The organism is Sphingobacterium sp. UBA5996 (assembly GCF_002429765.1).
Classification (GTDB): Bacteria; Bacteroidota; Bacteroidia; order Sphingobacteriales; family Sphingobacteriaceae; genus Sphingobacterium.
Map to the genome: position 1 here is coordinate 17842 of NZ_DJAS01000018.1, position 26252 is coordinate 44093.

A 26252-nucleotide genomic window follows, 5' to 3' on the forward strand; every position below is an offset into this window, starting at 1 on the left:
CTGATACTCCTTAAATTAGGGCTCGTCTTATTTACCAATCGTGTTTAGCAATGATAACGACTAAGTAACTTTCATAGGGCTTTGCCCCTTTGCATTCGACATAACCAATTCCAATATCATATAAAGAAGCATTCCACTGATCCATACCCAATAAATGGGTACGGTGGTGATAGCCCGGAGATTCTTTCCCTATAATCAAAGCTTTAACGGCAGCTATAGCGCTCGCTCGATTGGCAGCAATCGATTCAAAATTGTTTGCGCTTCGTTTTGACAACCATTCGGGATTAAGCTTATAACCGGCCTCTTCTATGAAATAATTAGGTCCGTAGCCCTCCGGTGATACGTGGTCAAAATAGGAGCGCTTGGCCATATCTTTTGCGCGATAAACGGCAACCTCTGCCAACTGTTTATTCCAATTGAGCTTAGTTCGTTTTATCTTCTGCAAATTAAAAAGGTTCAGTTCTTTCGTATACTTCTCTGGATTTGTACGAATATTGTTCAATAGTTCATAGGCCTCCCGGGCTTGACGATGATCGACAACGACACGCTGTGCTAAAGCGAACTGTGTAAAAAACAAGGTAAATGCGAAAACCAAATAATTCATGCCTAAATAGTTATTTTCATAAGCGCGTGATGCACAACTTTCTTGTATAAAGCAAGATCTAGATCATTCACATCGCCCTACTTAGATGCGAACATGGACCAATCATACCGAAAAAAGTGCCCTTTCAATGGTAGATACGAATATACTGGCAATTTTATTTGCTTCGTTTACTTGAAAGCTTTTTAGAACAATGGCTCGTCCATCAACCTGAGTACTTCTCAAGTAAGAATAATTCGTCCTTACCCTTTAACCTTAAAAGACGCTATTTAGTATCCAACGTTTAATCTTTTTTTGAATTTTTAGCCGATAAAAACTGTACAAGCATGGGTATTAAGCTCATAAAAATAACGACCAAAATAACTAGCGAAAAATTATGCTTGAAAAATGGGATCTGACCAAAATAATAACCTGAAAGCGTAAAAACTAAAACCCATAATGCGCCGCCCAAAATATTGTATTTACCAAAGGTTTTGTAGGACATTTTGCCAATACCTGCTACAAATGGTGCAAAAGTCCTGACAACGGGAACAAATCGCGCATAAATGATGGTCCTCGTTCCGTGCTTCGCATAGAAATTTTGTGTTTTTTGAAGATAAGAAGGTCTGAATATCTTCGATCCTGGTTTAAAGACCCTCATTCCAACATATTTACCAATTTCATAATTTACGAAATCTCCGGAAATAGCCGCAAGAATTAGGATCAAAACAATCAACAACAAAGAGATATGACAATCCGGACGAGCGACTATAGCTCCCAGAGCAAATAAAACAGAATCTCCGGGTAGAAATGGGGTAACCACCAATCCTGTCTCTGCAAAGATGATTAAAAATAAAATCAGGTAGGTCCAGTTTTCATAACTATTAATCAGCTGCAAAAGATGCTGATCAATATGCAATATGAAATCAATGAATTGTGAAACGATTTCCATTTTCCATGTATAAAAAAAGGAGTCTTATAAGACTCCTTTTTTTGATTTGATTTTTTCTTTTATTAGCTCAAAGATTATGGGCAATACAGATAAAAAAATAATGATCAACACCACCTTCGAGAAGTTTTCGCGGATAATGGGAATATTCCCCAAGAAATATCCAGCAAGGGTTATACCACCTACCCACAATACAGCTCCTACAACATTATAGGTGATGAAGGTACCATAATTCATCTTTCCAATACCACCAACGAAAGGAGCCAGCGTGCGAACAATTGGTACAAAGCGCGCTATAACGATAGTTTTACTACCGTATTTCTCATAAAAAGAGTGCGTTTTGGCAATCTGCTCGTTTTTGACAACTTGCTTCCCGAAGAGTTTAAATTTTGTTAGGCGCATACCAAAATGCTTTCCGATAGAATAATTCAGGGAATCACCTGAAACTGCAGCTACTAACAAGATAAAAATCATCAGCCATACGTTGAGATCATTTGGCTGTGCGGCTAGCATACCCGCTGCAAATAATAAAGAATCTCCTGGCAAAAAAGGCATCACAACCACACCCGTTTCCACGAAAATAATAAGAAACAGAATAAGGTAAGTCCACGTCTGATAATCATTGACTATTTCCACCAAATGTTTGTCAATATGGAGAATAAAATCAATGAGATGTGTAATTAGTTCCAAACCGTGATAAAGATTAAGCGTTGTTTAACATAACGGGCATCACCAACATCAAAATATCTTCATGATCTTCTGATACTGCTGGAATCAATAAACCGGCACGATTTGGCGTACTCATTTCCAAAACAACTTCTTCACTCTCCAGGTTATTTAACATCTCGACGAGGAACTTGGCATTAAAACCAATTTCCATATCATCACCTTCAAATTGACACGACAAACGTTCATGCGCTTCGTTAGAAAAATCTAAATCTTCTGCTGAGATATGCAATTCACTTCCCGAGATCTTTAAGCGCACCTGATGTGTGGTTTTATTAGCGAAAATCACCACGCGTCTCAAGGTATTTAAAAACAATAATCGATCTACGGTCAATTTGTTAGGATTGACTTGAGGAATCACAGCGGCATAATCTGGATAACGTTCATCAATTAAACGACAGATCAAATTAATATTGCCAAAGCTAAAGAACGCGTTAGTTTGATTATATTCTATAGATACTGTAACATCGTCAGATGGTAGCGACGATTTAAGCAATGAGAGTGCCTTTTTCGGTAAGATAAGGGATGCTGGCTTTTCTGCACCAATATCAGTTCTCGAATAGCGCACCAATTTATGCGCATCAGTAGAAACAAACGTCACATTTTTTTCTGCTAATTGCACCAATACACCAGACATAGCCGGTCTTAATTCATCGTTACTGACGGCAAAGATTGTTTTACTGATAGCTTCTGACAAGATAGGTGCTGGCATCTGAATAACCGAACCATTATCGATGGAAGGAATTTTAGGAAAATCGTCAGCATTTTCTCCACTCAATTTATATTTTCCATCCCCCGCACTGATCTCAATAGCCAAGGTATTCATGTCTACTGAAAATGCCACAGGTTGGTCCGGCAAGGTTTTTAATGTCTCAATCAATATCTTCGAAGGCATGGCTACTCTTCCTTCTTCTTTTGCTTCGATCTGTAAAGAAGTAACCATACTTGTTTGCAGATCTGTAGCAGAAATAGTCAAGTTATTGTCTTTTATTTCAAAAAGAAAGTTTTCCAAGATAGGCAAAACAGTACTTGTACTGGATGCGCCATTGATAGCTTGTAACTGCTTTAATAAAATTGATGTTGATACAATGAATCTCATTTCCTGAATACTAATTATTATGTGCAATAATACACAAATTAATCAATATTTTTCAGTTTTATAGGCTGCTTTCTTTCCACATAAACAGATTTCAGTGGCTCAAATAAGCATTTGTATTTCAATCAATAAGCACAGCGCCACAAGTATAGAAAGCAAATTCGGCCGGATAAATCACAATATTTATTACATTTGTATAATAGCGGTATTGTATGCAGTTTAAAGAGATCATTGGGCATAAAGACATCAAAGAACATTTAGTTCGCACGGTTCAGGAGAATCGTGTGAGTCATGCGCAATTATTTCTTGGTCCCGAAGGTTCGGGCAGTCTTGCTTTAGCCTATGCGTATGCGCAGTTTTTAAATTGCGAAAATCGACAGGAAACCGATAGTTGTGGCGAGTGCCCCTCCTGTAGAAAATATAATAAGCTGATCCATCCAGATCTACACATGTCGTACCCTTTTATAGCCAAACATAAGGAAGATATAGCAACAGATTATGCAGACAATTGGAGAAAATCCTTTTTATCCAATCCATACATGGGATTGGAGTATTGGCGCAGCCGATTGGATGCAGACAATAAACAAGTCAATATTAATATTGCCGAAGCCCATGCTATCATCAAGAAGCTAAGTCTTAAATCTTTCGAAGCTGATTATAAGGTTCTAATTATGTGGCTTCCTGAATACCTCGATACACAAGGCAATGCCTTATTGAAGTTGATCGAAGAACCACCCGAAAAGACGCTCTTTATCCTCGTTGCAGAGAATCAGGACAAAATATTAAATACAATCATATCGCGCACACAATTAGTCAAAATTAAAAAATTAGATCATAGTGAGGTCACGCTGCATCTAAAGAAAGCACATCAGCTTTCAGATCAAGAGGCAGCAGAAATTGCTTTTATTGCAGATGGAAATCTTCAGGAAGCAATGAACCTATTGCACGCGCAGACTAATAATCATTTTGGGATTTTGGTAAACTGGCTCCGTTTTATTGTCTCGGATGCTGGCACCAATATGATTTCCTTGGTAGAAGAAGAGCTATCAAAAATTGGTAGAGAAAACCAAAAAAGCTTTCTTTTTTATGCAATCAATATGATGCGTCAAATCATATTGATCAAAGAGGGACTTTCCAATCTCGTATTCTTACCGGCAAAGGAACTGGATTTTGTTCAGAAATTTGCAGTACATTATACCCTTGAACAAATTGAAGCAACCATAAATCTATTGGAGGAAACACATTATTTTGTAGAAAGAAATGCAAATCCCAAAATATTATTTTTAGATTTATCTTTGCAGTTAACATTAATATACAAGTACAAAACGTTTCCGAAAGGAACTCAATATATAATATAGAAAACTATGGGATGTGGCAGTTGCTCATCCGGCGGAGGTTGCGGTACTACCACGGCAAATGGTACACCGGCAGGATGTCAGAACAATGGCTCTTGCATGACTAGCGGATGTAATAAATTAGATGTATATGACTGGCTTTCCGATATGGATATGCCATCAAACTATAAACCATTTAATATCGTCGAAGTACGATTTAAGGGATCGCGAAAAGATTTCTTTATTAATGTAGACAATATCTACCTTGAAATGGGTGAGATGGTTGTTGTTGAGCCCTCTACAGGGGGCTATGATGTCGGCCATGTATCCCTAACAGGTGAATTGGTTAGACTACAACTCAAAAAGAATAATGTTACCCCTGAGATGGTGACAAAAAAAATCTATCGGAAGCCTAATGAGGTTGATGTCGAGAAGTATAACGCAGCAAAAGATCTCGAATGGGAAACAATGCACAAGGCGCGCAAACTCGCCCTGGATTTGGGTTTATCGATGAAAATCTCCGATGTCGATTACCAGGGGGATAAAACGAAGGCTACCTTCTATTATACCGCTGAGGGTCGTGTCGATTTCCGGGAGCTCATTAAAAAAATGGCTGAAGCGTTTAGAATACGCATTGAAATGCGCCAGATCGGTATGCGACAAGAAGCCAGTCGTCTTGGTGGGATTGGTTCATGCGGACGTGAACTCTGCTGTTCAACCTGGCTAACAGATTTCAAAACGGTATCCACATCGGCTGCACGTTATCAAAACCTATCCCTGAATACATTGAAGCTAGCAGGACAATGCGGAAAATTAAAATGTTGCCTCAATTATGAATTGGATAGCTATATGGATGCACTTAAGGATATTCCTAATAACATAGACCGCATCGAAACGCTAAAAGGAGTCGCCTATCTTCAAAAAACTGATATCTTCAAAAAACTGATGTGGTTCTCTTTTCCTGGAGCAGAAAATTGGATTGCATTACCCGTTCAACAAGTCAGAGAATTTGTAGAAATGAATAAGCAGGGCATTAAACCGGAAGCAATTTCAAGTGTAATGGATACTGATGAAATCAAAGAAGAAAAAAATATCAAGCACGATTACGAGAATGTAGTCGGACAGGATAGCTTAACTCGACTTGATGATCGGAATAAAAGAAAGAAAAAGAGAAAATCCAAAAGCAATACTGGTAAACCTGAAAATAAGACTGGACAGAAAGCTGAAAAACCCGAACAGAGTCCATCAAAACAAAGTGGTAAACCTCAGCTAGCGACCGATGCCGTTAGCCCAATCGCGAATAAAGACAGCAAAGAAGGATCTAATAATAGACCAAAAAAGCGTTTCAATCGTCATCGGAATAAAAACAAAGGCAGTAATAACAATAATACACCGAAAGCAGAATAAAAGAATATGCCTAATTTTAACCCATTAGGCATATTCTTTTATATAAATAGACATGAAACTCAAACGCACTCCTCTTCTCCTTGGTTTGTTATGTATTGGCATAGGGTATTCTTGTGACCAACCGTTTGTTATAAATGAAAATAAACCTATTGGTAATAAAGCTTGGCTAAATACATCATTGCCCAGTTTTAAATTTCATATCGCCGACAAAAACAAACGATATGATGTATTGATGGATGTCCGTCATACGCCAGAATATGCTTTTTCCAACCTTTTTGTACTTATTTATCAACTCGGTCCAGATAAAAAGCAATACACTTTTCGTAAAGAAATAAAAATGGCCAGAGCTGATGGAAAATGGATAGGAAAATCTTCTGGCAGCTTGTACAATAATCAATCCGTAATCCATAAAGATTACCTATTTCCGGATACAGGAACTTATACTATTGCTATCGAACAGCACATGAAAGAAAATCCGTTGAAAGAAATTACAGACGTAGGGCTAACCGTTGTTCCAAAATGATAGCCTTGTTACGATATCTATTATTTCCTTTTACTATGATCTATACCGTGGTAGTCTGGATAAGAAATAGATTATATGATCATAAGCTGCTTGCGTCGCGCTCTTTCAATATTCCAACCGTTGTTATAGGAAATCTCGCCGTAGGGGGAACGGGGAAAAGCCCAATGACTGAATTTGTGGTTTCTATCCTTAAGAGTCACTATAAAACAGCTATACTCAGCCGAGGGTATGGACGCCGTACAAAAGGTTTTTATCTAGTACAGACGGATTCAGTGGCCATGGATGTCGGCGATGAGCCCTTACAATTCAAAAATAAATTTCCAGATGTCACAGTTGCGGTTTGTGAGGATCGTTGCACCGGAATTGAAAAACTTGAGTCCGCTCATCAACTCATTATTTTGGACGATGCTTATCAACATCGAAAATTATCACCGCTTTTCAATATATTATTATTTGATTTTCTATCGTTTTCACATCCCATGCTCGTATTTCCTACAGGAAATTTTAGAGATCTCCTTATTGAGGCTAAGCGTGCTCAGATCATAGCCATTACGAAATGTCCAATTGAACTTCCAACCGAAGACAAAAGACAAATAGAAAACAAAATCAGGTATTATAACAAAGAAGCATTAATCGTATTTAGTTATATTGACTATCTCGAACCCATTGATAGTAAGGGAAGTGTAGTTGATATCAAAGGCAAAGACATTATTTTGGTCACTGGTATTGCGAAACCTGAACCGATGGTAGATTATCTCCAAGACAAAACGAATTCAATTACACATATCTCCTTTGGAGATCACCATTCTTTTAACGAATCTGATATTAATCACATTTTAAAATCTTACCACAGTTCGACGAGTAGCAACAAAATAGTATTGACAACTGAAAAAGACTTTCAACGTTTAAAACCTTTTAGAAAATACTTTGCTGCTATCAACTTGGTATACTTACCGATCGGACTTCGATTTCACGACGCGCTCCAGCAGGACTTATTCTGTAAAAGACTACATGATACAGTGAATCAAAGTGTTAATCAACCTTAAATTTTGTTAAGAGCAGCTGCTATACTAAACCTTTTCATCAAATTTATATTCTATATGAAAGCGGAGAAGCTTAAAAGTTCTTCTCGGTCTTTAATGAACAAATGATTGTGCCACGACAAGCACTCATGATATAAACTATACAAACGATGAAAAAGAAAATTTTAATGGCAGTAGCGTGTTTATTTTTAAGCGCTACAGGTGTTGTTTCCGCTCAACAGCGTCAGCAACGTAGTCCGGAAGAACAAGCTAAAATGCGTGTAGAGCATTTAGACAAATTATTAAGCCTCAATCAAACACAAAAAGATTCAATCTATAATCTTACGCTAAGTCAGGCTCAGCAACGGGCTGCACTAAGAAATGATGGTGGGGATCGAAAAGCGAACATGGAGAAATTTAAGCAACTTCAAGAGATGCAATCTGCCAAAATCAAATCGTGGCTAACTCCTGAACAAGTTAAGTTATTTGATGAACAACAAGAAAAAATGAAAGAGAGAATGTCTAAACGCTAGCGTTTTTAATGTAATAGAGAGCTTTTAGGTAAAAAAGCAGAAAGGGCTATCCATTTTGGACTGCCCTTTCTGCTTTCTACTTAAAGTAATCGACATTAAGATTTTAACTTTTTCATAATGTCACTCACGTAAGTTTTAAATTTCTTGTCAGTTTCAATTAAATCCTCTACGGTTTGACAGGCATAAATAACAGTTGAGTGATCTCTTCCTCCGAAGAATGCTCCGATCGATTTGAGTGAAGATTTGGTATGTGCCTTTGCTAAATACATCGAAATTTGCCTGGCCTGCACGATTTCTCGCTTTCTAACTTTCGACTTTACCATATCCACAGGAACTTCGAAATACTCACAAACTAATTTTTGAATAAAATCCATTGAAATTTCTTTGTGTGTATTCTTTACAAAATTCTTCAACATCGATTTTGCTAACCCCAAATCGATCTCTTTCTTGTTCAATGTAGACTGAGCCAAAAGTGAAACCATTGCCCCCTCTAATTCACGAACACTGTTATCGATCTGTGTTGCGACGTATTCAACGACATTTTCTGGTAAGTCAATACCATCGGAATACATCTTCTTCTTCAAAATTGCCATCCTTGTCTCAAGATCCGGAATCTGAATATCTGCAGACAATCCCCATTTAAAACGACTAAGCAGACGCTCCTCCAAACCAGCTAAATCTTTAGGTGCTTTGTCTGAAGTCAAAATAATCTGCTTACCAGATTGATGCAAATGATTAAAAATATGGAAAAAGATATCCTGTGTTTTTTCTTTACCAGCAAAGTTGTGTACGTCATCCATAATAATGACATCCATTGCCTGATAAAAGTTAACGAAATCATTGATCGTATTATTTTTCAATGAATCCACAAACTGTTGACAGAATTTCTCACACGACACATAAATGACCAGTTTATCGGGAAGATTTCTTTTGATCTCATTTCCGATTGCTTGGGCAAGGTGTGTCTTTCCCAAACCAACATCTCCATAAATCATCAACGGATTGAATGAAGTGCCGCCAGGCTTATTAGCGACAGCATATCCTGCTGATCGAGCAAGACGGTTACATTCACCTTCGATAAAATTTTCGAATGTATAGTTTTGATTCAATTGCGGATCAACCTGCAATTTTTTCAATCCAGGAATAACAAATGGATTTTTGATATCTCTATTTAAAGATACCGGTACAGGGATCGATTGCCTTTTCCCCTCCGCTCCATTGCCATTCGATGGAAGATTAGTCGTATAAGGATGAGAAGCTGAAGACTTCTCTACTACAATATTGTATTCCAATCTACCTTGTTCTCCTAAAAATTTCTTTACGGTCTTGCGAAGAATTCCCACATAGTGTTCTTCTAGCCACTCATAAAAAAATAAGCTAGGCACTTGAATAGTCAAAACGTCACCCTCCAAACGGACTGCTTTCACAGGTTCAAACCAGGTCTTGAAACTTTGTGCTGGTATATTATCTTTGATAATCGAAAGACAATTATTCCAGACACTTGAATACGTTTTTTCCATTCTAAAATTGTTAATAAGTTGATTTACAATACGCGACAAAAAATATGTTGATAACTTTCTCTGAGAACGAAGATGACAAAAAAATATCAGCTAAAAAACTAAAATATAAAATAATTAATAAACAATTATATGTCAGTAATTTACAGTGTAAAATTGTGGAAAACTAGCGCTAAAATTGATCTCTAAAAATAATTATTAACATTCCAAATTTATTTAAAAAAAAGAACCAAAAGACGTGTAAACTTACTACTTCTCGCTTCCTAAGGTGCTGATCTAAATTAACCAAAATAATAGCTATTTACAATCTTTGGTTCATATATTTTTAATAATAAATTCATAAGAATTTAAAGCCAACTTAACATCATTGCTAATGTACATTTCACCAAATTAATACATACTTGTAAAATAAAAATCCGTATAAATTACCTGAATGAAAAAACACATTGTAACATGTGATGTTCCTGATGAACTTAAAACTTGAAAAATAAAAAAGGAGATCCAGATGGATCTCCTTTTTATTTTTCAAGTGCATAGGTTTTATCCGACCATTGAATTGGTTAATTTTCCGTCGCAAAGTTTTTTAGCTTCTACGATGATTGCAGTTGCATCATAGCGTGCGTTCTTCCACTGCGCATTTTGTTCAGCATGTTCAATGATCTTATCTGGAATACCTAAACGAACTACTTGGCTGTGATAACCATGATCAGCCATAAATTCTAATATAGCCGAGCCTATGCCCCCCTGTAAACTTCCGTCTTCCACTGTAATAATCTTATTAAACTTCTTAAAGACTTGATGGAGTAAGGATTCATCTAATGGTTTGGCAAACCGAAGATCATAATGTGCTGGATGTATACCTAATTCATTCAAATGCTGTACAGCTTTAACAGCTTCGTTTCCTATAGCTCCAAAACTTAAGATAGCAAGCTCTTCTCCCTCCGTTATAAGACGTCCTTTTCCAATTTCGATTTCCATAAATGGGCGGCGCCAATCTGGCATAACACCATTTCCTCTGGGATATCTGATGACAAAGGGTCCTTTGTCCGGCAATTGAGCTGTGTACATCAAATTACGCAATTCTTCCTCGTTCATCGGAGCAGAGACAGTCATATTCGGCACACAGCGCATAAATGCGATGTCATAAGCCCCATGGTGTGTCGCACCATCTGCGCCTACAACGCCCGCACGGTCCAAACAGAAAACGACGTTCAGATTCTGCAATGCAACATCATGGATCACCTGATCATATGCTCGTTGCATAAACGACGAATAGATATTACAGAATGGCAATAGTCCCTGAGTTGCTAGTCCCGCACTGAATGTGACAGCATGCTGTTCAGCAATACCCACATCAAAAGCACGTTCGGGCATAGCTTTCATCATGATGTTCATAGAAGATCCTGATGGCATTGCCGGCGTTATCCCCACGATCTTATCATTTTGTTCTGCGAGCTCCACTAAGGTATGTCCAAAGACATCCTGAAACTTGGGAGCTACAGGTTTATCACTGAGCGATTTTTTGATCTCACCTGTAATTTTATCAAATAAACCAGGGGCATGCCACTTTGTCTGATCTTTTTCAGCCAGCGCAAAGCCCTTTCCTTTAACAGTAACAGCATGTAATAATTTGGGGCCTGGTATATGCTTAAGGTCTTCAAGCGTTTTTGCTAATTTCTTAACATCGTGCCCATCAACTGGGCCAAAATATCTAAAATTTAGAGATTCAAAGAGATTAGCATTCTTCAGTAAAGTTCCTTTTATACTTTTTTCCAATTTCTTGGCAATCCCCAAAGCATTAGGACCAACTTCGGAAATCTTAGTTAATACTGCTGCTATATCGTCTCTAAATCTATTGTATCGTTTTGAGGTGGTAATACTTGTCAAATACTCCTTTAAGGCACCAACATTGGGATCTATCGACATGCAATTATCATTCAAAATTACTAAAAGATTAGATTTAGAAATTCCTGCATGATTCAATGCTTCAAATGCCATTCCTCCTGTTAACGCGCCATCACCGATCACGGCGATATGCTGGCGGTCTTTTTCACCTTTTATCTGAGATGCAACTGCCATACCCAACGCAGCGGAAATAGAAGTCGATGAGTGACCAACTCCGAATGCATCGTACTGGGATTCAAAACGGTTGGGAAAACCCGAGATTCCGTTCTCAATTCGATTGGTATGAAATATATCGCGACGACCCGTTAGAATTTTATGCCCATAAGCCTGATGACCGACATCCCAAATTAATTGATCATAGGGGGTATTCATTACGTAATGTAATGCTACCGTTAATTCGACAACTCCTAAACTTGCTGCAAAGTGACCACCATTAACCGAAACTTGATCAATAATAAATTGACGTAATTCCTGACTTAATTGTTCTAATTGGTCTTCCTTTAGCTTTTTAAGATCAGAGGGATCGTTTATTTTACTTAATAGTTCTCCAGTCTCAAACTGCATAGTATGCTATTTACATGATGTATACTCACAAAGTAACGACAAATTTATTTAATCTTTAAAATAAATCGCATTTACATATTGAGGTACAACAAATAAAATAATGAATAGTTTGCATAAGCGTTACTGCAAAAGATTTTATATGTAAATTTGTATAAGATATGCAAGTAGAAGAAGGCTACGAAATCAAGCTTCCTCAATTTGAGGGACCTTTTGATTTACTATTATTTTTTATCGAACGGGATGAACTAAACATCCACGATATACCAATTTCAAAGATTACAGATGATTTTTTGTCTTATGTGAGCCAAATGCAAGCGCTCAATATGGAAATGGCAAGTGAATTTATCTTCGTTGCCTCAACGCTGATGCGTATTAAAGCTAAAATGCTATTGCCTCGTCCAGATTTGGACGATAATGAGAATGAAATTGATCTTAGGGAAGATCTTGTTCAAAAACTTATTCTCTATAAACAATTTAAAGAAACCTGCGAAGATCTTAGAATATTGGAAGAGAATCGTCTAAAATGCTATAGCCGAGGCAATATACGTTTCGATATCCAGCAAAGACTTAAGCTAGATTCTAGCGGCGAAAATTTGGATAACTTCGACCTTTATGGCCTAATGATGATCTACGAGCAAATGATGTATCAATTCCGTAATCGTCCGCCAGAAGTAACCCATACGGTTGTCAAATACCCTTACACAATTGAACAACAAAAGAAAGCAATAGCCGAACTCATTGAGATTAACAAAAAATTGGATTTTCAGGAAATTCTTAAAAACTCAGAAAATAAAATTCAGTTCGTCTATAACTTTTTGGCCATTCTTGAAATGCTTCAGCAGCGATTGTTACAGATTGAAGTAGGCTTGGGCTACAACAATTTCAACGTTGGTGGAAGAGATCCAAATGAAGAGGAAGAATTTATCTTAGAAACTGAAGAAACATAAAAAAGACCTGTCTAAGACAGGTCTTTTTTTTAATCTTTCTTCTTAAAAGCATTCCATCCTTGCGCTGTAATCGGATAAAGATTTCCAGATTTAGAAATCATCTCGCAACCTTCGGATCTGGGAGTCATATAACCGATAATACTGATGTCTGGCAGATTCTTAATTTTATCGTGATCTGCCTGCGCGATTGTAAACAATAATTCGTAGTCTTCACCGCCATTCAACGCCGCTACAGTCGGATCAATTCCAAATTCCCGTCCAGTATCGTAAGTCATCTGATCAAGCGGAATTTTTTCCTCATATAGCCGACAGCCTTTGTCCGATTGTCGGCAGATGTGAAGAATCTCTGAAGCAAGCCCATCTGAAACATCCATCATCGCTGTAGGCTTAATTCCCAGATCAGCAAATAAAGCTACAATATCTTTACGGGCTTCAGGTTTTAATTGCCGCTCAACGATGTAATCTTTCCCTTCCAGATCAGGTTGTACATTTGGATTTTCTAGATAAATATCCTTCTCACGCTCAAGCAGCTGTAAGCCCATGTAAGCAGCCCCCAGGTCGCCAGAGACACATAATAAATCGCCTTCCTGAGCGCCACTACGATAAACGATTTGATCTGCATCAGCGTAACCTATACTCGTGACAGAAATTACTAATCCTTGTGCTGAAGCAGACGTGTCTCCTCCAATTAAATCAACGTTATATTTCTTGCACGCAATTAAAGCTCCCTGATAAATCTCCTCGACGGCTTCCAATGGAAATTTTGAGGACAAGCCTATTGAAAAGGTAATCTGAGACGCTATTCCATTCATTGCGTAGATATCGCTCAAATTGACCTGAACAGCTTTGTAACCTAGATGCTTTAAAGGAACATAACGAAGATCAAAATGAATTCCCTCCAAAAGTAAGTCAGTGGATATCAACGTTTTCTTACCCTCAAAATCCAAAACAGCGGCGTCATCACCTATACCTTTAATGGTAGACTTCTCCGTTAATTCCACAGCTTTGCTTATATAATCAATCAGTCCGAACTCACCCATTTCTTCCAAATTGGTTCGCTCGGTATTGTCAAAATCAAACATGTTAAAAAGTTTAAAAGTTTATTATCGATAATGCCAAACAATCATCTCAAAGATTGATCGTACTGACATTACAAAACAGTTGTCGCAATAAAATCCAACAGTTTTCCGCACTTGTCGAGTCGTAATTCTCGTTTCTGCTATGGAAAAAAGAAAAGCTCATGCTCGCTATCGAAAACCAGTCTTTTCTTCTATCGCTAATACCCAAATTATGCTAATCGCTATAGTCCCAAGCTCGCCGATATTTCCAGCATGCGTTCAATCGGACGCTGGGCGCGAAAAATAACATCTTCAGGAAGAAGAATTTCAGGCGATTCAAACTTAAGGCAATTGTAGAGCTTCTCAAGCGTATTCAGCTTCATGTGTGGACAATCATTACATGCACAAGCATTGTTGGGTGGCGCTGGTATAAAAGTCTTATGAGGACTCGCTTTCTGCATCTGATGGAGAATGCCTGATTCTGTAGCAACGATATAGGAATGAGCTGCATCATTTTGAGTAAATTTCAGCATTCCAGCTGTAGATCCGACATAATCTGCGTTCGCTAGAATATGATCTTCACACTCTGGATGGGCAATAAATTTCGCATCCGGATATTCGGCTCTCAAACGTTCAATTTTTTCCTGGGAAAAAATCTCATGCACCATACAAGCGCCGTTCCAAAGGACTAGATCCCGGCCAGTTTTCTTTTTAACGTATGTCCCTAGATTACGATCGGGACCAAAGATGATTTTTTGGTCCTCAGGCAAGCTCTCCACTATTTGAACAGCATTACTTGATGTACATACAATATCTGAAAGCGCTTTCAATTCAGCGGTACAGTTCACATAAGTGATGACCAGATGATCTGGATATTGTTCTTTAAACTTCGCAAAAAGATGTGGTGGACAGGAATCCGACAACGAACAACCAGCTTTGGCATCAGGTAAAATAACCTTTTTTGTAGGCGAAAGTATCTTGGCTGTTTCCGCCATGAAATGCACGCCAGCAAAAACAATTAAATCCGCATCCGTCTTGGCTGCCTCTTGTGATAGTCCTAGGCTATCTCCAATATAATCGGCTATATCCTGAATTTCAGACTCTTGATAATAATGAGCCAATATTACAGCATTTTTTTCTTTCTTCAATCGTTGGATTTCTTCAACCAAATCCAATGAAGGATCGATCGGAGCATCGATATAACCTTTGGCCTGAAGCTCATAATTTACAATTTCCATGCGGGTAGTTTCAACTTTTGTGAATGACAAAAATAAGCATTGTTGCATATATAAAAGTCAATTAAAAGCAAATTAATCTAATGATCGCAATTTACCCTTCACATCAACAGGAAATAGTATCTAGCATTCGGATATTAATGGTTGATAATGAAAATATCAATTATTTTTTCGGCTACAACTGATTTGTATTAATTATCCGGGTTACTGGATGGTACCAATTCCGAAATCTGATCCGATAATCGCTCCCAGTTATGATCTGGATTAGCAAACAAGAAAGAAAACCGAATGTTTCTTCAACTATAAAGCTTTTATATTTAAAATTAATAGTTAAATTATTATCTCTAAAAAACAATAAAAAAAGATCATTTCAAACTAAACCCTTCTAGAATCGAATATAAAGCATGTAATTAAGACATATATCCTTTATCAAAAGCTCAGCGGGTTTATTGTAAACTATTTCTATATTAGAAAATCAGTTTCGCTAATATTCCTCTTTCGGAGCCTAAGGAACGTTCTTCGCCACATTACAAAACAATGAAAAATATGCCACAAAACGAAGCTTTATTTATTAACATTTAATACGACTTGCGGATTTAAAGTCATTATAAAACTGATTTATGGTCTAGGACTTGATCAATAAATTTTTATTGAATTCTCAGGGGGTTAAATCAGCCAATACGCTATGAATTTGAAACGGTGAAAAGAAAGAATACTGAATATGTGTAGCAAAATGGAGAATAAAGCGCTTGACAATCGTCTGTAGCTCTATTTTTCATTCTAACTTCCATTTACCGCAAGCTGCCTATTAAGCGCTGCAGATTTATTAGTGCTTTGTAATTCGAACTAATTCCAGATAATATTAAACACAGCGCTAACAACTGTTGAACTGCAAATACACATTCAACTAGCGCATACTATACAATCAAAATTTACGCAATAAAGTAAGGTCGCTAGAAGAGCATATTTTGAAAAAAAACTCGAGGTGTGGTAAATAGTATAATCTTATAAGGACAAATCAATTGCAACCAGTTAGGAACTGGATCTAGGAAATGTATATTTATAATAAACTCGATAAGAATTGAATATTTCTATATATATAAAACGAATTCAATTATAAACTAATCTCAAAGCCTATTTATCAAAAATAATAGTCTACTATCGAATTCTACCCAAAATCGATCTTGTGTGTTTTCTAAACAAACCCTCTGAGAATCGAATATTAACGATATAATCCAATAAATGGGTATTTACTCAATTGTAAAGAGGTTTAATATAAAAATGAGCTAAATCAATCCAAAATCTGTAGATCAATGGCTTATTTTGGCACTCGAATTACAAAATCATACTAAAAGGCGCAGCCTGTTATTTCTAAAACTGTTAGACATAAATATAAAATCGCTATTAAAAGGAATTAAATATTATAGTGCACCAATTACTTACCAAAATCTATAAATAAACCAGCTTTAAAATAATAACCTAAAAAAATAATATACAGTTAAATACATAAATTTTAGATTTAAAATAAATAGCAATTCGAAAACACTTTTTTAAATTCTAAAATACACTTAATCGCTTAGGATTGAATAGGGGATAAAATTATCATTTAACATTAATCTATTCGATCTGTAAAGCGTTTATTTAAAAAATAAACCCCTTTAGAATTCTTTATAATAAAACTTCTAAATCATCATTCAGAATACTCAAATCTCACAAGCCAACATCCACTAATTCCAAATACAAATTGACGTCGGGCAACAAATATAACAAGATTGTTTGTACTACAATACATTATTCGAACAAATTATTTTATCTAAAAAATCTCAATCCCTTAATTATCTACTTCAGCGTTTAAAATCAAATTTTCAAATAAAGTCGTCTACAATCTTACAGAAAGTATTTGAATCTGATTATAATTGAATACTCAATTGTAAAAGCGTTTATATTAAAATTTGACGCCTATAGATTTGAATATAAAATCTACATCGTAGAAAACAGTTAAATATCTTAACTAAAAAGTGCTTAAAGCTCAAAAATTTATATCAATACACCTCAAATCTATCAATCTGGAAGAATTTCAATGATTTGATTGCTTGAATAATCAATGCCAAAAAATCCAATAGCTCAGAATGAGTTATTAAATTTCCATTTTTATAAAAACACAAATAGACAAATCTAAAGCACACTAAAATTAGTTTTCTAAAGCAAAAAGTCAACAGATAAACTATTTGGAACAGGTCCAGGCACTTTACAATCCAATAAAATGCACTATTTTCTTTAAAATAGCGAATATTGAAACCTCACAGCATCTAAGCTAAATTTACAAATAGCATTTTTTAACAATTTGAGCAGCTTAGAATTCCATAAAATCCATAATAAAAATTAAAAACTTAAAATATCGAACTATATAAGCTTTCGATTGCAAAAAGTGCAACAGATTTTGAAATTAAGCCTCTTAAAATCACATTAAATCCATATCAAAAAAAAATTAAATAAATATTGCTTTCTAAACCACTTTAGAAAGCGAATAGAATGAATAAAAACTAAACAAACTCAATCAGATTCGAATATTTCGATGGGATCTTTTACAAGTTCCAAATATCGAAACGTAGAAGCGTCTGATTGAACTTTACAAAACTAAACAAAGATTTTCGAACGTATTCCACAATCTTTTTTTTCAATAAATACTAATTATTTTAAATAGAAGATCTCTTATTGTTTATTATGGTGTGGAAAAGTGGTATAAATAGCTTTGATTTCATTTTGATTTTAGGTTTTTATAGAGTTTTCAACAATTTTTCAACAGTATTTTTAGATTAAATAGCTGATTTTTAAAATGCTAATTTTATTCATTTTTTATTTTCCATATTTTTTTGTTGAATAGTTTGTGTTTAAAAATTGTGGAAATCTCAAGAGTTTTATGCGGAAAAGTTTCAAAAATTTAGCTGGAAAGTAGGGGACTTGGAAATTGTTAAATACTTTTCATTTTTATTTAACCTTTTATTTACACGTTTTCCACATTTTTCGTTAATTTGAATCGTCACTTTTGGGGATAGTTTGTGAATTTAAAATATATGGCAGATAGAAAGGTCGATTTTTTGGTCATTGGATCAGGTATAGCTGGATTAAGCTTCGCATTAAAAGCTTCTAAATTCGGTAAAGTGTTGATAGTCACGAAGTCTAATGAGGATGAGTCAAATACAAAATATGCGCAAGGGGGGGTAGCTGCTGTTGTGGATAAGTCCGATAGCTTTGAAAAGCATATTGTTGATACTCAGATAGCTGGGGACGGATTATGTGATGTTGAAATTGTGGAAAACGTCGTTCGCGAGGCTCCTGATCGTATTGCAGAGCTGATTTCCTACGGAACATCCTTTGATAAGGAAGAATCTGGACTTTATGACTTAGCAAAGGAGGGGGGGCATTCGGCGCATCGCATATTACATTACAAGGATATCACCGGTTACGAAATAGAACGGGCACTATTAGAGCAGGCACATGTCGATCCAAATATTGAAATTGTAACACATTACTTTGCCATTGATTTAATCACACAACACCATTTGGGTGAATATGTAGATAAGAATAAAACGGATATCACGTGTTATGGTATCTATGCTTTCAACACATTTTCTCATCACGTAGATAAAATTTTGAGTAAGGTTACGGTAATGGCTTCCGGTGGAGCTGGGCATGTATATTCAAGCACAACTAATCCGACCATTGCCACTGGCGATGGTATTGCGATGGTGTATAGAGCCAAAGGGAAGGTGCGTAATATGGAGTTTATGCAATTTCATCCCACGTCACTATATAACCCTAAGGACTCACCTGCGTTTCTCGTATCCGAAGCAGTGAGAGGATTTGGAGGTATTTTAAGAAGAGTCAATGGAGAGTCTTTTATGGAGGACTATGATGAGCGAGCTTCGTTGGCTCCGAGAGATATCGTGGCTAGAGCTATTGATGCGGAGATGAAGAAATCTGGTATTGATTATGTATATCTCGATATCACGCATAGGGATAAGGACGATATTATCAAACACTTTCCGAATATATATGAGAAATGTCTTTCTATTGGACTTGACATGTCCAAAGACTTTATACCGGTGACACCTGCAGCGCATTATCTTTGCGGTGGAATTTATGTGGATGATTTTGGGCGTAGCAGTATTCTCAATCTTTATGCCTGCGGAGAGTGTTCTTCTACAGGCTTGCATGGCGCAAATAGACTGGCTTCCAACTCGCTGCTTGAAGCACTTGTATATGCCCATCGTATATTCTTAGATGCGACGCAATTGGTTGAAACAATCAGTCATATAAGTGATGTTCCTGAATGGGATGATTCTGAGACCTCGCGTTCTAATGAAGATATTTTGGTGACTCACAATTTGCGCGAATGCCAAAAGATCATGAGCGATTATGTTGGTATCGTCCGTTCTGATTTTAGGCTTGAAAGAGCGCTTAAGCGGCTCCATCTATTATATGAGGAGACAGAGGAGTTTTATAGAAATACCAGGCTTTCTGTCAAACTTTGTGAATTACGAAATGTGATTCAAGTAGCTTACATTGTTACGAAATCGGCGATGTTGCGAAAGGAAAGTCGAGGATTGCATTATACAACTGACCATCCCGAGCATTCCGAAATATTACAGGATACAATTTTCTAAGAGATATGGCACTTATTTTACCCGTTTTGGATAAGTCACCGCTAATTGCTGAAGAGTGCTTCTTAGCGCCCAATTCGACGATTGTAGGTGATGTTGAGATTGGACATCATTGTTCGGTCTGGTTTAATGCTGTCATACGTGGCGACGTCAATTATATTCGAATAGGGAACTATACAAATATCCAAGATGGAGCTGTTGTACATTGCACTTATAAGAAATGTGGTACTTCAATTGGCAGTTATGTAAACATAGGACACCAAGCTATGGTACATGGTTGCGTTGTTGAAGATCACGTACTTATCGGTATGGGCGCTATTGTAATGGATAATGCTGTGATCGAATCGAATGTAATTATTGCTGCTGGGGCTGTCGTTTTAGAAAATACGCGCTGTGAGTCCGGATTCCTATATGCCGGTGTGCCAGCAAAAAAAATAAAAGCGCTAACTGAAGAACAGAAAGATTTGTTACTACAGTTACCGCATAATTATGTTCTATACAGTTCTTGGTTTTAGCTTAAACGACTTAGGAATGTGTAAAAGGCTTTTTTAGTGGCCTCGATTATTCTTTCTTGAGGCCACTTAATGAAAAACTGTCTTTTTGCTCCCAGTTTGCTCGTATCGTGAATACTTTGTTTAAGTATACAACGGGTTCTGGAAAAGTCTTTTTTTCTACATCTCCGGTATCCCAGATACCGTTATCATTATCGTCTCGGATTACACGCAAACTGTATTTACCGCCTGGATATTGTTTATACACTACTGCCGGTTTATCTATGCTTATTTTGTCTAAGCGATAGACTTTGTCTTTTTTCTCATTGATCAATTCGACTAAGTATGTTGTATTGCTATCGAGGTCCGTGAAATCAAAGGTAAGATCCCCATAGTTTTCACTATCATCATAAGTAAGATCCAGTTTTTTTTCTTTGTTTTGTTCTCCAAAATAGCCCGTAATAGCGCCTTCTGCAAATTCAATTTGGTACTTTTTATCCTTCCTCCAATTATATCGAATGTGGTAGATGTTTGAATTCGCTGTATCCACAGCCAGCTGATAATTGGTCCGCACCAAAGAATCTTCCTTGAATTTTAATTTTGTCTTGTCTATATTTTTTATTGGTGTGAAAGCGGACACTTGAAGGTGAGTGATGCGATCGACCCTCCCGTTATTTGGTGTAAAAATAGGGTCTATTGTTTGTTCTATTTTTACGTTTCCTTTTCTAACCAGGATGGTATCCAGTGGCTTCTCATTTTCCGTTAAGGCCAACTTTAAAGAGTCTATTTTTAAATTTGGAATAAACAAGGTCGCAGAATCAGAGGTTTTTGCAAAGCGTATGATTTTATCTTTATTATTTACTTCATCATCAAGAATATTTAAGTTGGGTTTTTCTACTCTTCTATTAAAAATAAGGAGTACACTTCCATTTTTTTCAAATTTCTTTTCTAACGTTCTAAACTTCTTTGGAGTGGCCTTGAATATTTCAAGATTAATGTTGCTCAGATCTCGCTCTAGTACGATAGAATCTTTTAAGAAACCTATTTCTTCGTCGGCACCGTTATAGATTCTGTCATTATTTTTTTCCTGGAGTGCGTAAATGCGGTATGTTCCCTCCCTTAGATTATTTAGTTTGTAATTGCCTGCAGTATCTGTTGTCGTAAATATATTTGCCTTCTTTTTACCAAAAATAGAATCTTGGCTAATGGGGATCAATAAGACTTTAACTTCTTTCTCTACCTCTTTAGTTATTGCACTTTTTACATTACCAGATATGCTGAGCGAGTCGATTTTGTCTCCGGTAGCAAACACGTAAGCATAATTGACCAATGCATTTCCTGCATTATAATCGACAAGTCCTTTACCAAAGTAGATGCTATATGTGGTATTCTTTTCAAGAGAATCTGGAAGGGTGATTTCAAGATTTTTTTTCTTGACTTTAAATTCCGGATTGCTCCCCATATCGGGCGTCACACTAAATTCTTTTTGTTGATTGGCGAGTTTAATGTATTCATCAAAAGTGATGACTATTTTTTTTTCTGTAAAATTCTTCGAGAAATTCGGCGGATTTTCCAATAGAATCTTAGGCGGAATAGAATCTTTTGGCCCTCCAGTTGGTTGCTGTATACTCGCACACTGTATTGATAAGGCAATAAGCATGATAAACAAGCTTAAAATAAGTAATCTTGGCGTAAAGCTATTTTTTAGCCTTTCTGAGCTACTTTTATTTTCTTTTGAAGAAGTTGTCATAAAAAATAGAATATTGTCTTAAATCGCTTATTTTAAGCTTATATATGTATTTAGATTAAAAATCTGTAAATCAGTTATTTAACTCATGTGAACCATCAATACGCTGATATCAGAAGGTGAAACGCCCGAGATTCGTGAAGCTTGACCAAGTGTACGTGGTTTAACCTTCGATAATTTTTGCCTTGCTTCGATGGACAGTGAATTTAACAAACTATAATCGAAGTCCGGATTTATTTCTCTATCTTCCATCTTTTTCATGCGATTTACAATCTCTATTTCTTTTTCGAAATAGCTTTCATATTTAAGATTGATCTCTGCTTGTTCTATGGTATCGTTATCGAATTGTGCTACAAATTGCGCAAAACTTTCATCCCCTTTGATGATATCTTGAATACTAACCTGAGGTCTTGCCAATACATTACTTAATCTGGTTTTTTGAGCAAGTGCACTTGAACCTACATCAGCCAGTACGGTATTCATCTTTTCAAGATTAGTGGAATTTTGTTTTAAGTAGGCGATTATATTTGTAGAGTTATCTATTTTATCCTGTACTTTCTTTACTCTTTTTTCACCTACCAGTCCCAATTTATACGCTAATGGAGTAAGGCGAATATCCGCGTTATCCTGGCGGAGTAACAATCGATGTTCTGCTCTTGATGTAAACATCCGGTAAGGTTCTTCTGTTCCCTTTGTTACGAGGTCATCAACCAATACACCTATATATGATTCGGATCTTTTTAAGATAAGTTCTTTATCATCATTGATACGTTGATGTGCATTAATACCCGCTAGGAAACCTTGAGCAGCCGCCTCTTCATATCCTGTTGTACCATTGATTTGGCCGGCAAAGAATAGATGTTTTACCAATTGCGTTTCGAGTGTAAGATCCAATTGCATTGGCGGAAAATAGTCATATTCTATGGCGTAACCTGGGCGGTACATCTTAGCATTTTCAAAGCCCGGGATGAATTGTAGTGCTTTTAGTTGAACATCTTCTGGTAGTGATGTAGAAAATCCATTTACATAAATCTCTACTGTTTTGAAACCTTCAGGTTCGACAAATATCTGGTGGCGGTCACGTTCTGCAAAACGGTTAATTTTGTCTTCTATCGAAGGACAATAGCGAGGCCCCAAACCTTTAATACGTCCGGTAAACATGGGTGATTTTTCGAAACCCGTCCGTAGCATTTCATGTACTTTATCGTTGGTATAGGTGATCCAACAGCAACGTTGTTCTGTGGGTATATCTACATCTGTATAAGAAAATCTACCTCTTTTTTCGTCACCCCATTGTTCTTCCATCAGCGCATAGTTGAGGCTTCTTCCATCTATCCTTGGTGGAGTTCCGGTCTTCATTCTACCTGATTCGAAGCCGAGTGAAACAAGCTGTTCGGTCAAACCTGTGGCGGCCTTCTCTCCTGTTCTACCGCCTCCAAATTTCTTATCGCCGATATGGATAACGCCATTTAAAAATGTTCCGTTGGTTAATACGACAGCATCGGATTCTATTTCAATTCCCATTGAAGTGATGACGCCACAGGCTCTACCATTTTTTACGATGACCTCTTTGACCGTGTCTTGCCACATATCTAAATTAGGTAGAGACTCTAATTGTAACCTCCATTCTTCTGCGAATCGCATCCGGTCATTTTGCGTACGTGGGCTCCACATAGCTGGTCCTTTAGATAGATTAAGCATGCGGAACTGGATTGTTGATTTATCCGCAATGATACCTGTGTATCCACCCATCGCATCAATCTCCCGTACAATTTGACCTTTCGCAACTCCACCTATAGCGGGATTACAGCTCATTTGGGCTATTACCCCCATATTCATTGTGATGAGTAATGTTGACGAACCTAAGTTCGCAGCAGCGGCTGCAGCTTCACAGCCAGCATGACCTGCACCAACTACTATTACATTATATTTTTTAAACATATTTCTATTCTTGTTCCACGTGAAACGTGGTTTTTATTTGTTTACAAATTTAAGCTTTATCTTCGTTCCACGTGAAACGCTTTATGAAATTTTACATAAAATCAGCAAGATATAACCACCTCTCTGATTTCTCATCTATCTTCTTTTGTATCGATTCAATTTCCTCCGCAAGTGTCGAAAGCTTTAGATGATCTGTTAATTGATTAAGCTCTTCCGTTTTCAATTTTATATTTTGCTCGAGATTTTCTATCTCTTGTTCGAGTTTATTATACTCCAGCTGCTCTTTGTAAGAAAGCTTTTTCTTCTCTTCCTTTGCAACTGGCTTTACCTGTTCTTGAATATTTTTTTTCTGTCTTTCTTTCTCTGCCTTTTGGATCTCATCTTGTTCGAGTTTGAAGTCAGCATAGTTTCCATTGTAGATTTGGACTCTCCCCCTTCCTTCGAAAATAAAAAGTTGATCCGTTAGTTTATCTAATAAATATCTATCATGTGATACCAGGATGAGTACACCCTTGTAGTTATCGAGAAAATCTTCCAATACATTTAAGGTGTCGATATCTAAGTCATTTGAAGGCTCATCGAGTATAAGAAAATTTGGATTCCGCATTAACACACGCATGAGCTGTAGCCGTTTTCTTTCTCCTCCACTCAACTTGTTTACAAAACCAAACTGTTTTTCAGGAGGAAATAGAAAGTGAGTTAATAACTGGGAAGCTGTAATTACCTCTCCGTTTGCCATCTCAATATAATCTGCTACATTCTTCACAACATCCAATACACGGTCATTTTCATTTGCTTCCAATCCGCCTTGTTTATAATATCCGTATACTGTTGTTTCTCCAACAGCGATAACTCCAGCGTCAGGATATTCTTCACCAGTGATCAAGTTTAAAAAGGTAGATTTTCCCGTTCCATTTTTTCCAGCTAGACCAATACGATCTAGTTTTTTGAACGTATAGGAAAAATCCTGTATGATTTCTTTTGTGCCATAACGTTTAGAAACTTTATCTAGTTCCAATATTTTCGATCCCTGTCGACTCACTTTTACACTAAGTTGTACCGAGTCGTTTCCTTTAATAGCTTTAGATTTTTCTTCCAATTCATAATATGCATCGATACGCGATTTGGATTTTGTACCGCGTGCTTGAGGTTGACGCCGCATCCATTCCAATTCGCGACGAAGAAGATTTCTGCTCTTCTCTACCATCACTGCATCGATCGCTTCTCTTTCAGATTTTTTCTCTAGAAAATAGGAATAGTTTCCTTTATAATTATAGAGATTACCCCTATCCAGTTCGCGTATCTCCGTACAGATATTGTCTAAAAAATAACGATCGTGAGTGACCAAAAGAACGGTTTTGCTTCCTGTCGTTAACAGCTTTTCTAGCCACTCAATGGTTTCTATATCCAAGTGGTTGGTAGGCTCATCGAGGATATAGATATCAGGTTCATCGATTAAAAGTTTGGCTAATGCCAGCCGTTTTCGTTGACCTCCTGAAAGACTTTTAATATCCTGATGAAAATCCATAATATTTAGCCGATTGAGAATCGTCTTTATATTATGTTCATATTCCCACGCATTCAAAGAGCTTATTCTCTCTGTCAGATCTTCTAGCTTCTTTTCATCGATATTACTTTCCGAAAGAAGTTCTTCGTATTCGCGGATAAGACGTTGCTGGTCATTGTCTGCACTATAAATAAAATCATTGATAGATTTTAATCCTGTGAAATCAGGATCCTGTTCTAAGAAGCCAATTTTTATGCCTTTTTCTTTTACAACCTTTCCAGAAGTCGGTAGAATTCGTTCTGCTAAAATGGCAAGTAAGGTTGACTTACCTGTTCCATTGATTCCGACCAAGGCTACTCGATCTCCTTTTTGGAGTCCGAAATGTAAATCTTTAAAAAGCCATCGATCGTGGAAAGAATGGCTGACTTGTTCTGTAGCTAAAATACTCACGTTATATCACCCTAAATTATATTCATTAAATTACACAACACGGTACCTTCCAGGAG

General features: G+C 36.8%; 19 protein-coding genes. 8 read left to right on the forward strand and 11 right to left on the reverse strand.

Features of this window, described 5'->3' with window-relative positions:
- Positions 1-31 precede the first annotated feature (31 nt).
- The 4 genes from B3E00_RS14230 to dnaN form a co-directional block, all read right to left on the reverse strand.
- Positions 32-604, reverse strand: coding sequence for a CAP domain-containing protein (locus B3E00_RS14230; RefSeq protein ID WP_293880229.1), 573 nt, complete (start codon positions 602-604; stop codon positions 32-34).
- Between the two features lie 280 nt (positions 605-884).
- The gene (locus B3E00_RS14235) at positions 885-1532 is read right to left on the reverse strand and encodes a DedA family protein (protein ID WP_209576969.1); all 648 of its coding nucleotides are present in this window, start codon (positions 1530-1532) and stop codon (positions 885-887) included.
- Between the two features lie 24 nt (positions 1533-1556).
- Positions 1557-2219, reverse strand: a complete 663-nt coding sequence (locus B3E00_RS14240; protein WP_293938987.1) for a DedA family protein — start codon at positions 2217-2219, stop codon at positions 1557-1559.
- 13 nt (positions 2220-2232) lie between these two features.
- Positions 2233-3354, reverse strand: a complete 1122-nt coding sequence (dnaN, locus tag B3E00_RS14245; protein ID WP_088159749.1) for a DNA polymerase III subunit beta — start codon at positions 3352-3354, stop codon at positions 2233-2235.
- Positions 3355-3563: 209 nt separating this feature from the next.
- On the opposite strand from dnaN, the gene B3E00_RS14250 reads away from it, so the two are divergent.
- From B3E00_RS14250 to B3E00_RS14270, 5 genes are all read left to right on the forward strand, one after another.
- Entirely contained in the window at positions 3564-4709 is a 1146-nt protein-coding gene (locus B3E00_RS14250) for an ATP-binding protein (RefSeq protein ID WP_293938989.1), read from the forward strand.
- Between the two features lie 6 nt (positions 4710-4715).
- Entirely contained in the window at positions 4716-6092 is a 1377-nt protein-coding gene (locus B3E00_RS14255; protein ID WP_293880235.1) for a PSP1 domain-containing protein, read from the forward strand.
- 52 nt (positions 6093-6144) lie between these two features.
- Positions 6145-6615, forward strand: a complete 471-nt coding sequence (locus B3E00_RS14260) for a gliding motility lipoprotein GldH (RefSeq protein WP_293880237.1) — start codon at positions 6145-6147, stop codon at positions 6613-6615.
- On the forward strand, positions 6612-7661 hold the full coding sequence (lpxK, locus tag B3E00_RS14265; protein WP_293880239.1) for a tetraacyldisaccharide 4'-kinase: 1050 nt from the start codon (positions 6612-6614) through the stop codon (positions 7659-7661). Before B3E00_RS14260 ends, lpxK begins: the two co-directional genes overlap by 4 nt.
- A 146-nt stretch (positions 7662-7807) precedes the next feature.
- Positions 7808-8170, forward strand: a complete 363-nt coding sequence (locus tag B3E00_RS14270; protein ID WP_293880241.1) for a hypothetical protein — start codon at positions 7808-7810, stop codon at positions 8168-8170.
- 95 nt (positions 8171-8265) lie between these two features.
- Here B3E00_RS14270 and dnaA read toward each other — a convergent pair whose 3' ends face one another.
- Positions 8266-9690, reverse strand: a complete 1425-nt coding sequence (dnaA, locus tag B3E00_RS14275; protein ID WP_046672557.1) for a chromosomal replication initiator protein DnaA — start codon at positions 9688-9690, stop codon at positions 8266-8268.
- A gap of 537 nt (positions 9691-10227) precedes the next feature.
- Positions 10228-12156: a 1-deoxy-D-xylulose-5-phosphate synthase gene (gene dxs, locus B3E00_RS14280; RefSeq protein WP_293938991.1), complete on the reverse strand. Its 1929-nt coding sequence runs from the start codon at positions 12154-12156 to the stop codon at positions 10228-10230.
- A 158-nt stretch (positions 12157-12314) separates the two neighbouring features.
- Between dxs and B3E00_RS14285 the strand changes: the two genes are divergently transcribed.
- Positions 12315-13103 (forward strand): segregation and condensation protein A, encoded by a 789-nt coding sequence (locus tag B3E00_RS14285; RefSeq protein ID WP_293880245.1) that lies wholly within the window; start codon positions 12315-12317, stop codon positions 13101-13103.
- Between the two features lie 29 nt (positions 13104-13132).
- Here B3E00_RS14285 and thiL read toward each other — a convergent pair whose 3' ends face one another.
- Positions 13133-14185, reverse strand: coding sequence for a thiamine-phosphate kinase (gene thiL, locus B3E00_RS14290; protein ID WP_209576961.1), 1053 nt, complete (start codon positions 14183-14185; stop codon positions 13133-13135).
- 218 nt (positions 14186-14403) lie between these two features.
- Positions 14404-15399, reverse strand: a complete 996-nt coding sequence (gene nadA / locus B3E00_RS14295) for a quinolinate synthase NadA (RefSeq protein ID WP_209577375.1) — start codon at positions 15397-15399, stop codon at positions 14404-14406.
- Positions 15400-18470: 3071 nt separating this feature from the next.
- Between nadA and nadB the strand changes: the two genes are divergently transcribed.
- Positions 18471-20063 carry an L-aspartate oxidase gene (gene nadB, locus B3E00_RS14300; protein WP_209576960.1) on the forward strand — a complete coding sequence of 531 codons (1593 nt, stop codon included), beginning with the start codon at positions 18471-18473 and terminating at the stop codon, positions 20061-20063.
- A gap of 5 nt (positions 20064-20068) precedes the next feature.
- A complete protein-coding gene (locus tag B3E00_RS14305; protein WP_293880252.1) occupies positions 20069-20575 on the forward strand; it encodes a gamma carbonic anhydrase family protein in 507 nt (168 codons plus the stop codon).
- Positions 20576-20621: 46 nt separating this feature from the next.
- On the opposite strand, the gene B3E00_RS14310 is transcribed toward B3E00_RS14305, so the two are convergent.
- The 3 genes from B3E00_RS14310 to B3E00_RS14320 all read right to left on the reverse strand — a co-directional run bounded on the left by B3E00_RS14310 (position 20622) and on the right by B3E00_RS14320 (position 26196).
- Entirely contained in the window at positions 20622-22301 is a 1680-nt protein-coding gene (locus tag B3E00_RS14310) for an Ig-like domain-containing domain (protein ID WP_293938993.1), read from the reverse strand.
- Between the two features lie 78 nt (positions 22302-22379).
- Positions 22380-24239 (reverse strand): tRNA uridine-5-carboxymethylaminomethyl(34) synthesis enzyme MnmG, encoded by a 1860-nt coding sequence (gene mnmG / locus B3E00_RS14315; RefSeq protein ID WP_293880256.1) that lies wholly within the window; start codon positions 24237-24239, stop codon positions 22380-22382.
- A 91-nt stretch (positions 24240-24330) separates the two neighbouring features.
- Entirely contained in the window at positions 24331-26196 is a 1866-nt protein-coding gene (locus tag B3E00_RS14320; RefSeq protein WP_293886497.1) for an ABC-F family ATP-binding cassette domain-containing protein, read from the reverse strand.
- Between the last annotated feature and the right edge of the window lie 56 nt (positions 26197-26252).

Coding starts and splice junctions, on each gene's coding strand:
- B3E00_RS14230 (WP_293880229.1), bottom strand. CDS start 604: ATGAATTATTTGGTTTTCGCATTTACCTTGTTTTTTACACAGTTCGCT.
- B3E00_RS14235 (WP_209576969.1), bottom strand. CDS start 1,532: ATGGAAATCGTTTCACAATTCATTGATTTCATATTGCATATTGATCAG.
- dnaN (WP_088159749.1), bottom strand. CDS start 3,354: ATGAGATTCATTGTATCAACATCAATTTTATTAAAGCAGTTACAAGCT.
- B3E00_RS14250 (WP_293938989.1), top strand. CDS start 3,564: ATGCAGTTTAAAGAGATCATTGGGCATAAAGACATCAAAGAACATTTA.
- B3E00_RS14255 (WP_293880235.1), top strand. CDS start 4,716: ATGGGATGTGGCAGTTGCTCATCCGGCGGAGGTTGCGGTACTACCACG.
- B3E00_RS14260 (WP_293880237.1), top strand. CDS start 6,145: ATGAAACTCAAACGCACTCCTCTTCTCCTTGGTTTGTTATGTATTGGC.
- lpxK (WP_293880239.1), top strand. CDS start 6,612: ATGATAGCCTTGTTACGATATCTATTATTTCCTTTTACTATGATCTAT.
- B3E00_RS14270 (WP_293880241.1), top strand. CDS start 7,808: ATGAAAAAGAAAATTTTAATGGCAGTAGCGTGTTTATTTTTAAGCGCT.
- dnaA (WP_046672557.1), bottom strand. CDS start 9,690: ATGGAAAAAACGTATTCAAGTGTCTGGAATAATTGTCTTTCGATTATC.
- dxs (WP_293938991.1), bottom strand. CDS start 12,156: ATGCAGTTTGAGACTGGAGAACTATTAAGTAAAATAAACGATCCCTCT.
- B3E00_RS14285 (WP_293880245.1), top strand. CDS start 12,315: ATGCAAGTAGAAGAAGGCTACGAAATCAAGCTTCCTCAATTTGAGGGA.
- thiL (WP_209576961.1), bottom strand. CDS start 14,185: ATGTTTGATTTTGACAATACCGAGCGAACCAATTTGGAAGAAATGGGT.
- nadA (WP_209577375.1), bottom strand. CDS start 15,399: ATGGAAATTGTAAATTATGAGCTTCAGGCCAAAGGTTATATCGATGCT.
- nadB (WP_209576960.1), top strand. CDS start 18,471: ATGGCAGATAGAAAGGTCGATTTTTTGGTCATTGGATCAGGTATAGCT.
- B3E00_RS14305 (WP_293880252.1), top strand. CDS start 20,069: ATGGCACTTATTTTACCCGTTTTGGATAAGTCACCGCTAATTGCTGAA.
- B3E00_RS14310 (WP_293938993.1), bottom strand. CDS start 22,301: ATGACAACTTCTTCAAAAGAAAATAAAAGTAGCTCAGAAAGGCTAAAA.
- mnmG (WP_293880256.1), bottom strand. CDS start 24,239: ATGTTTAAAAAATATAATGTAATAGTAGTTGGTGCAGGTCATGCTGGC.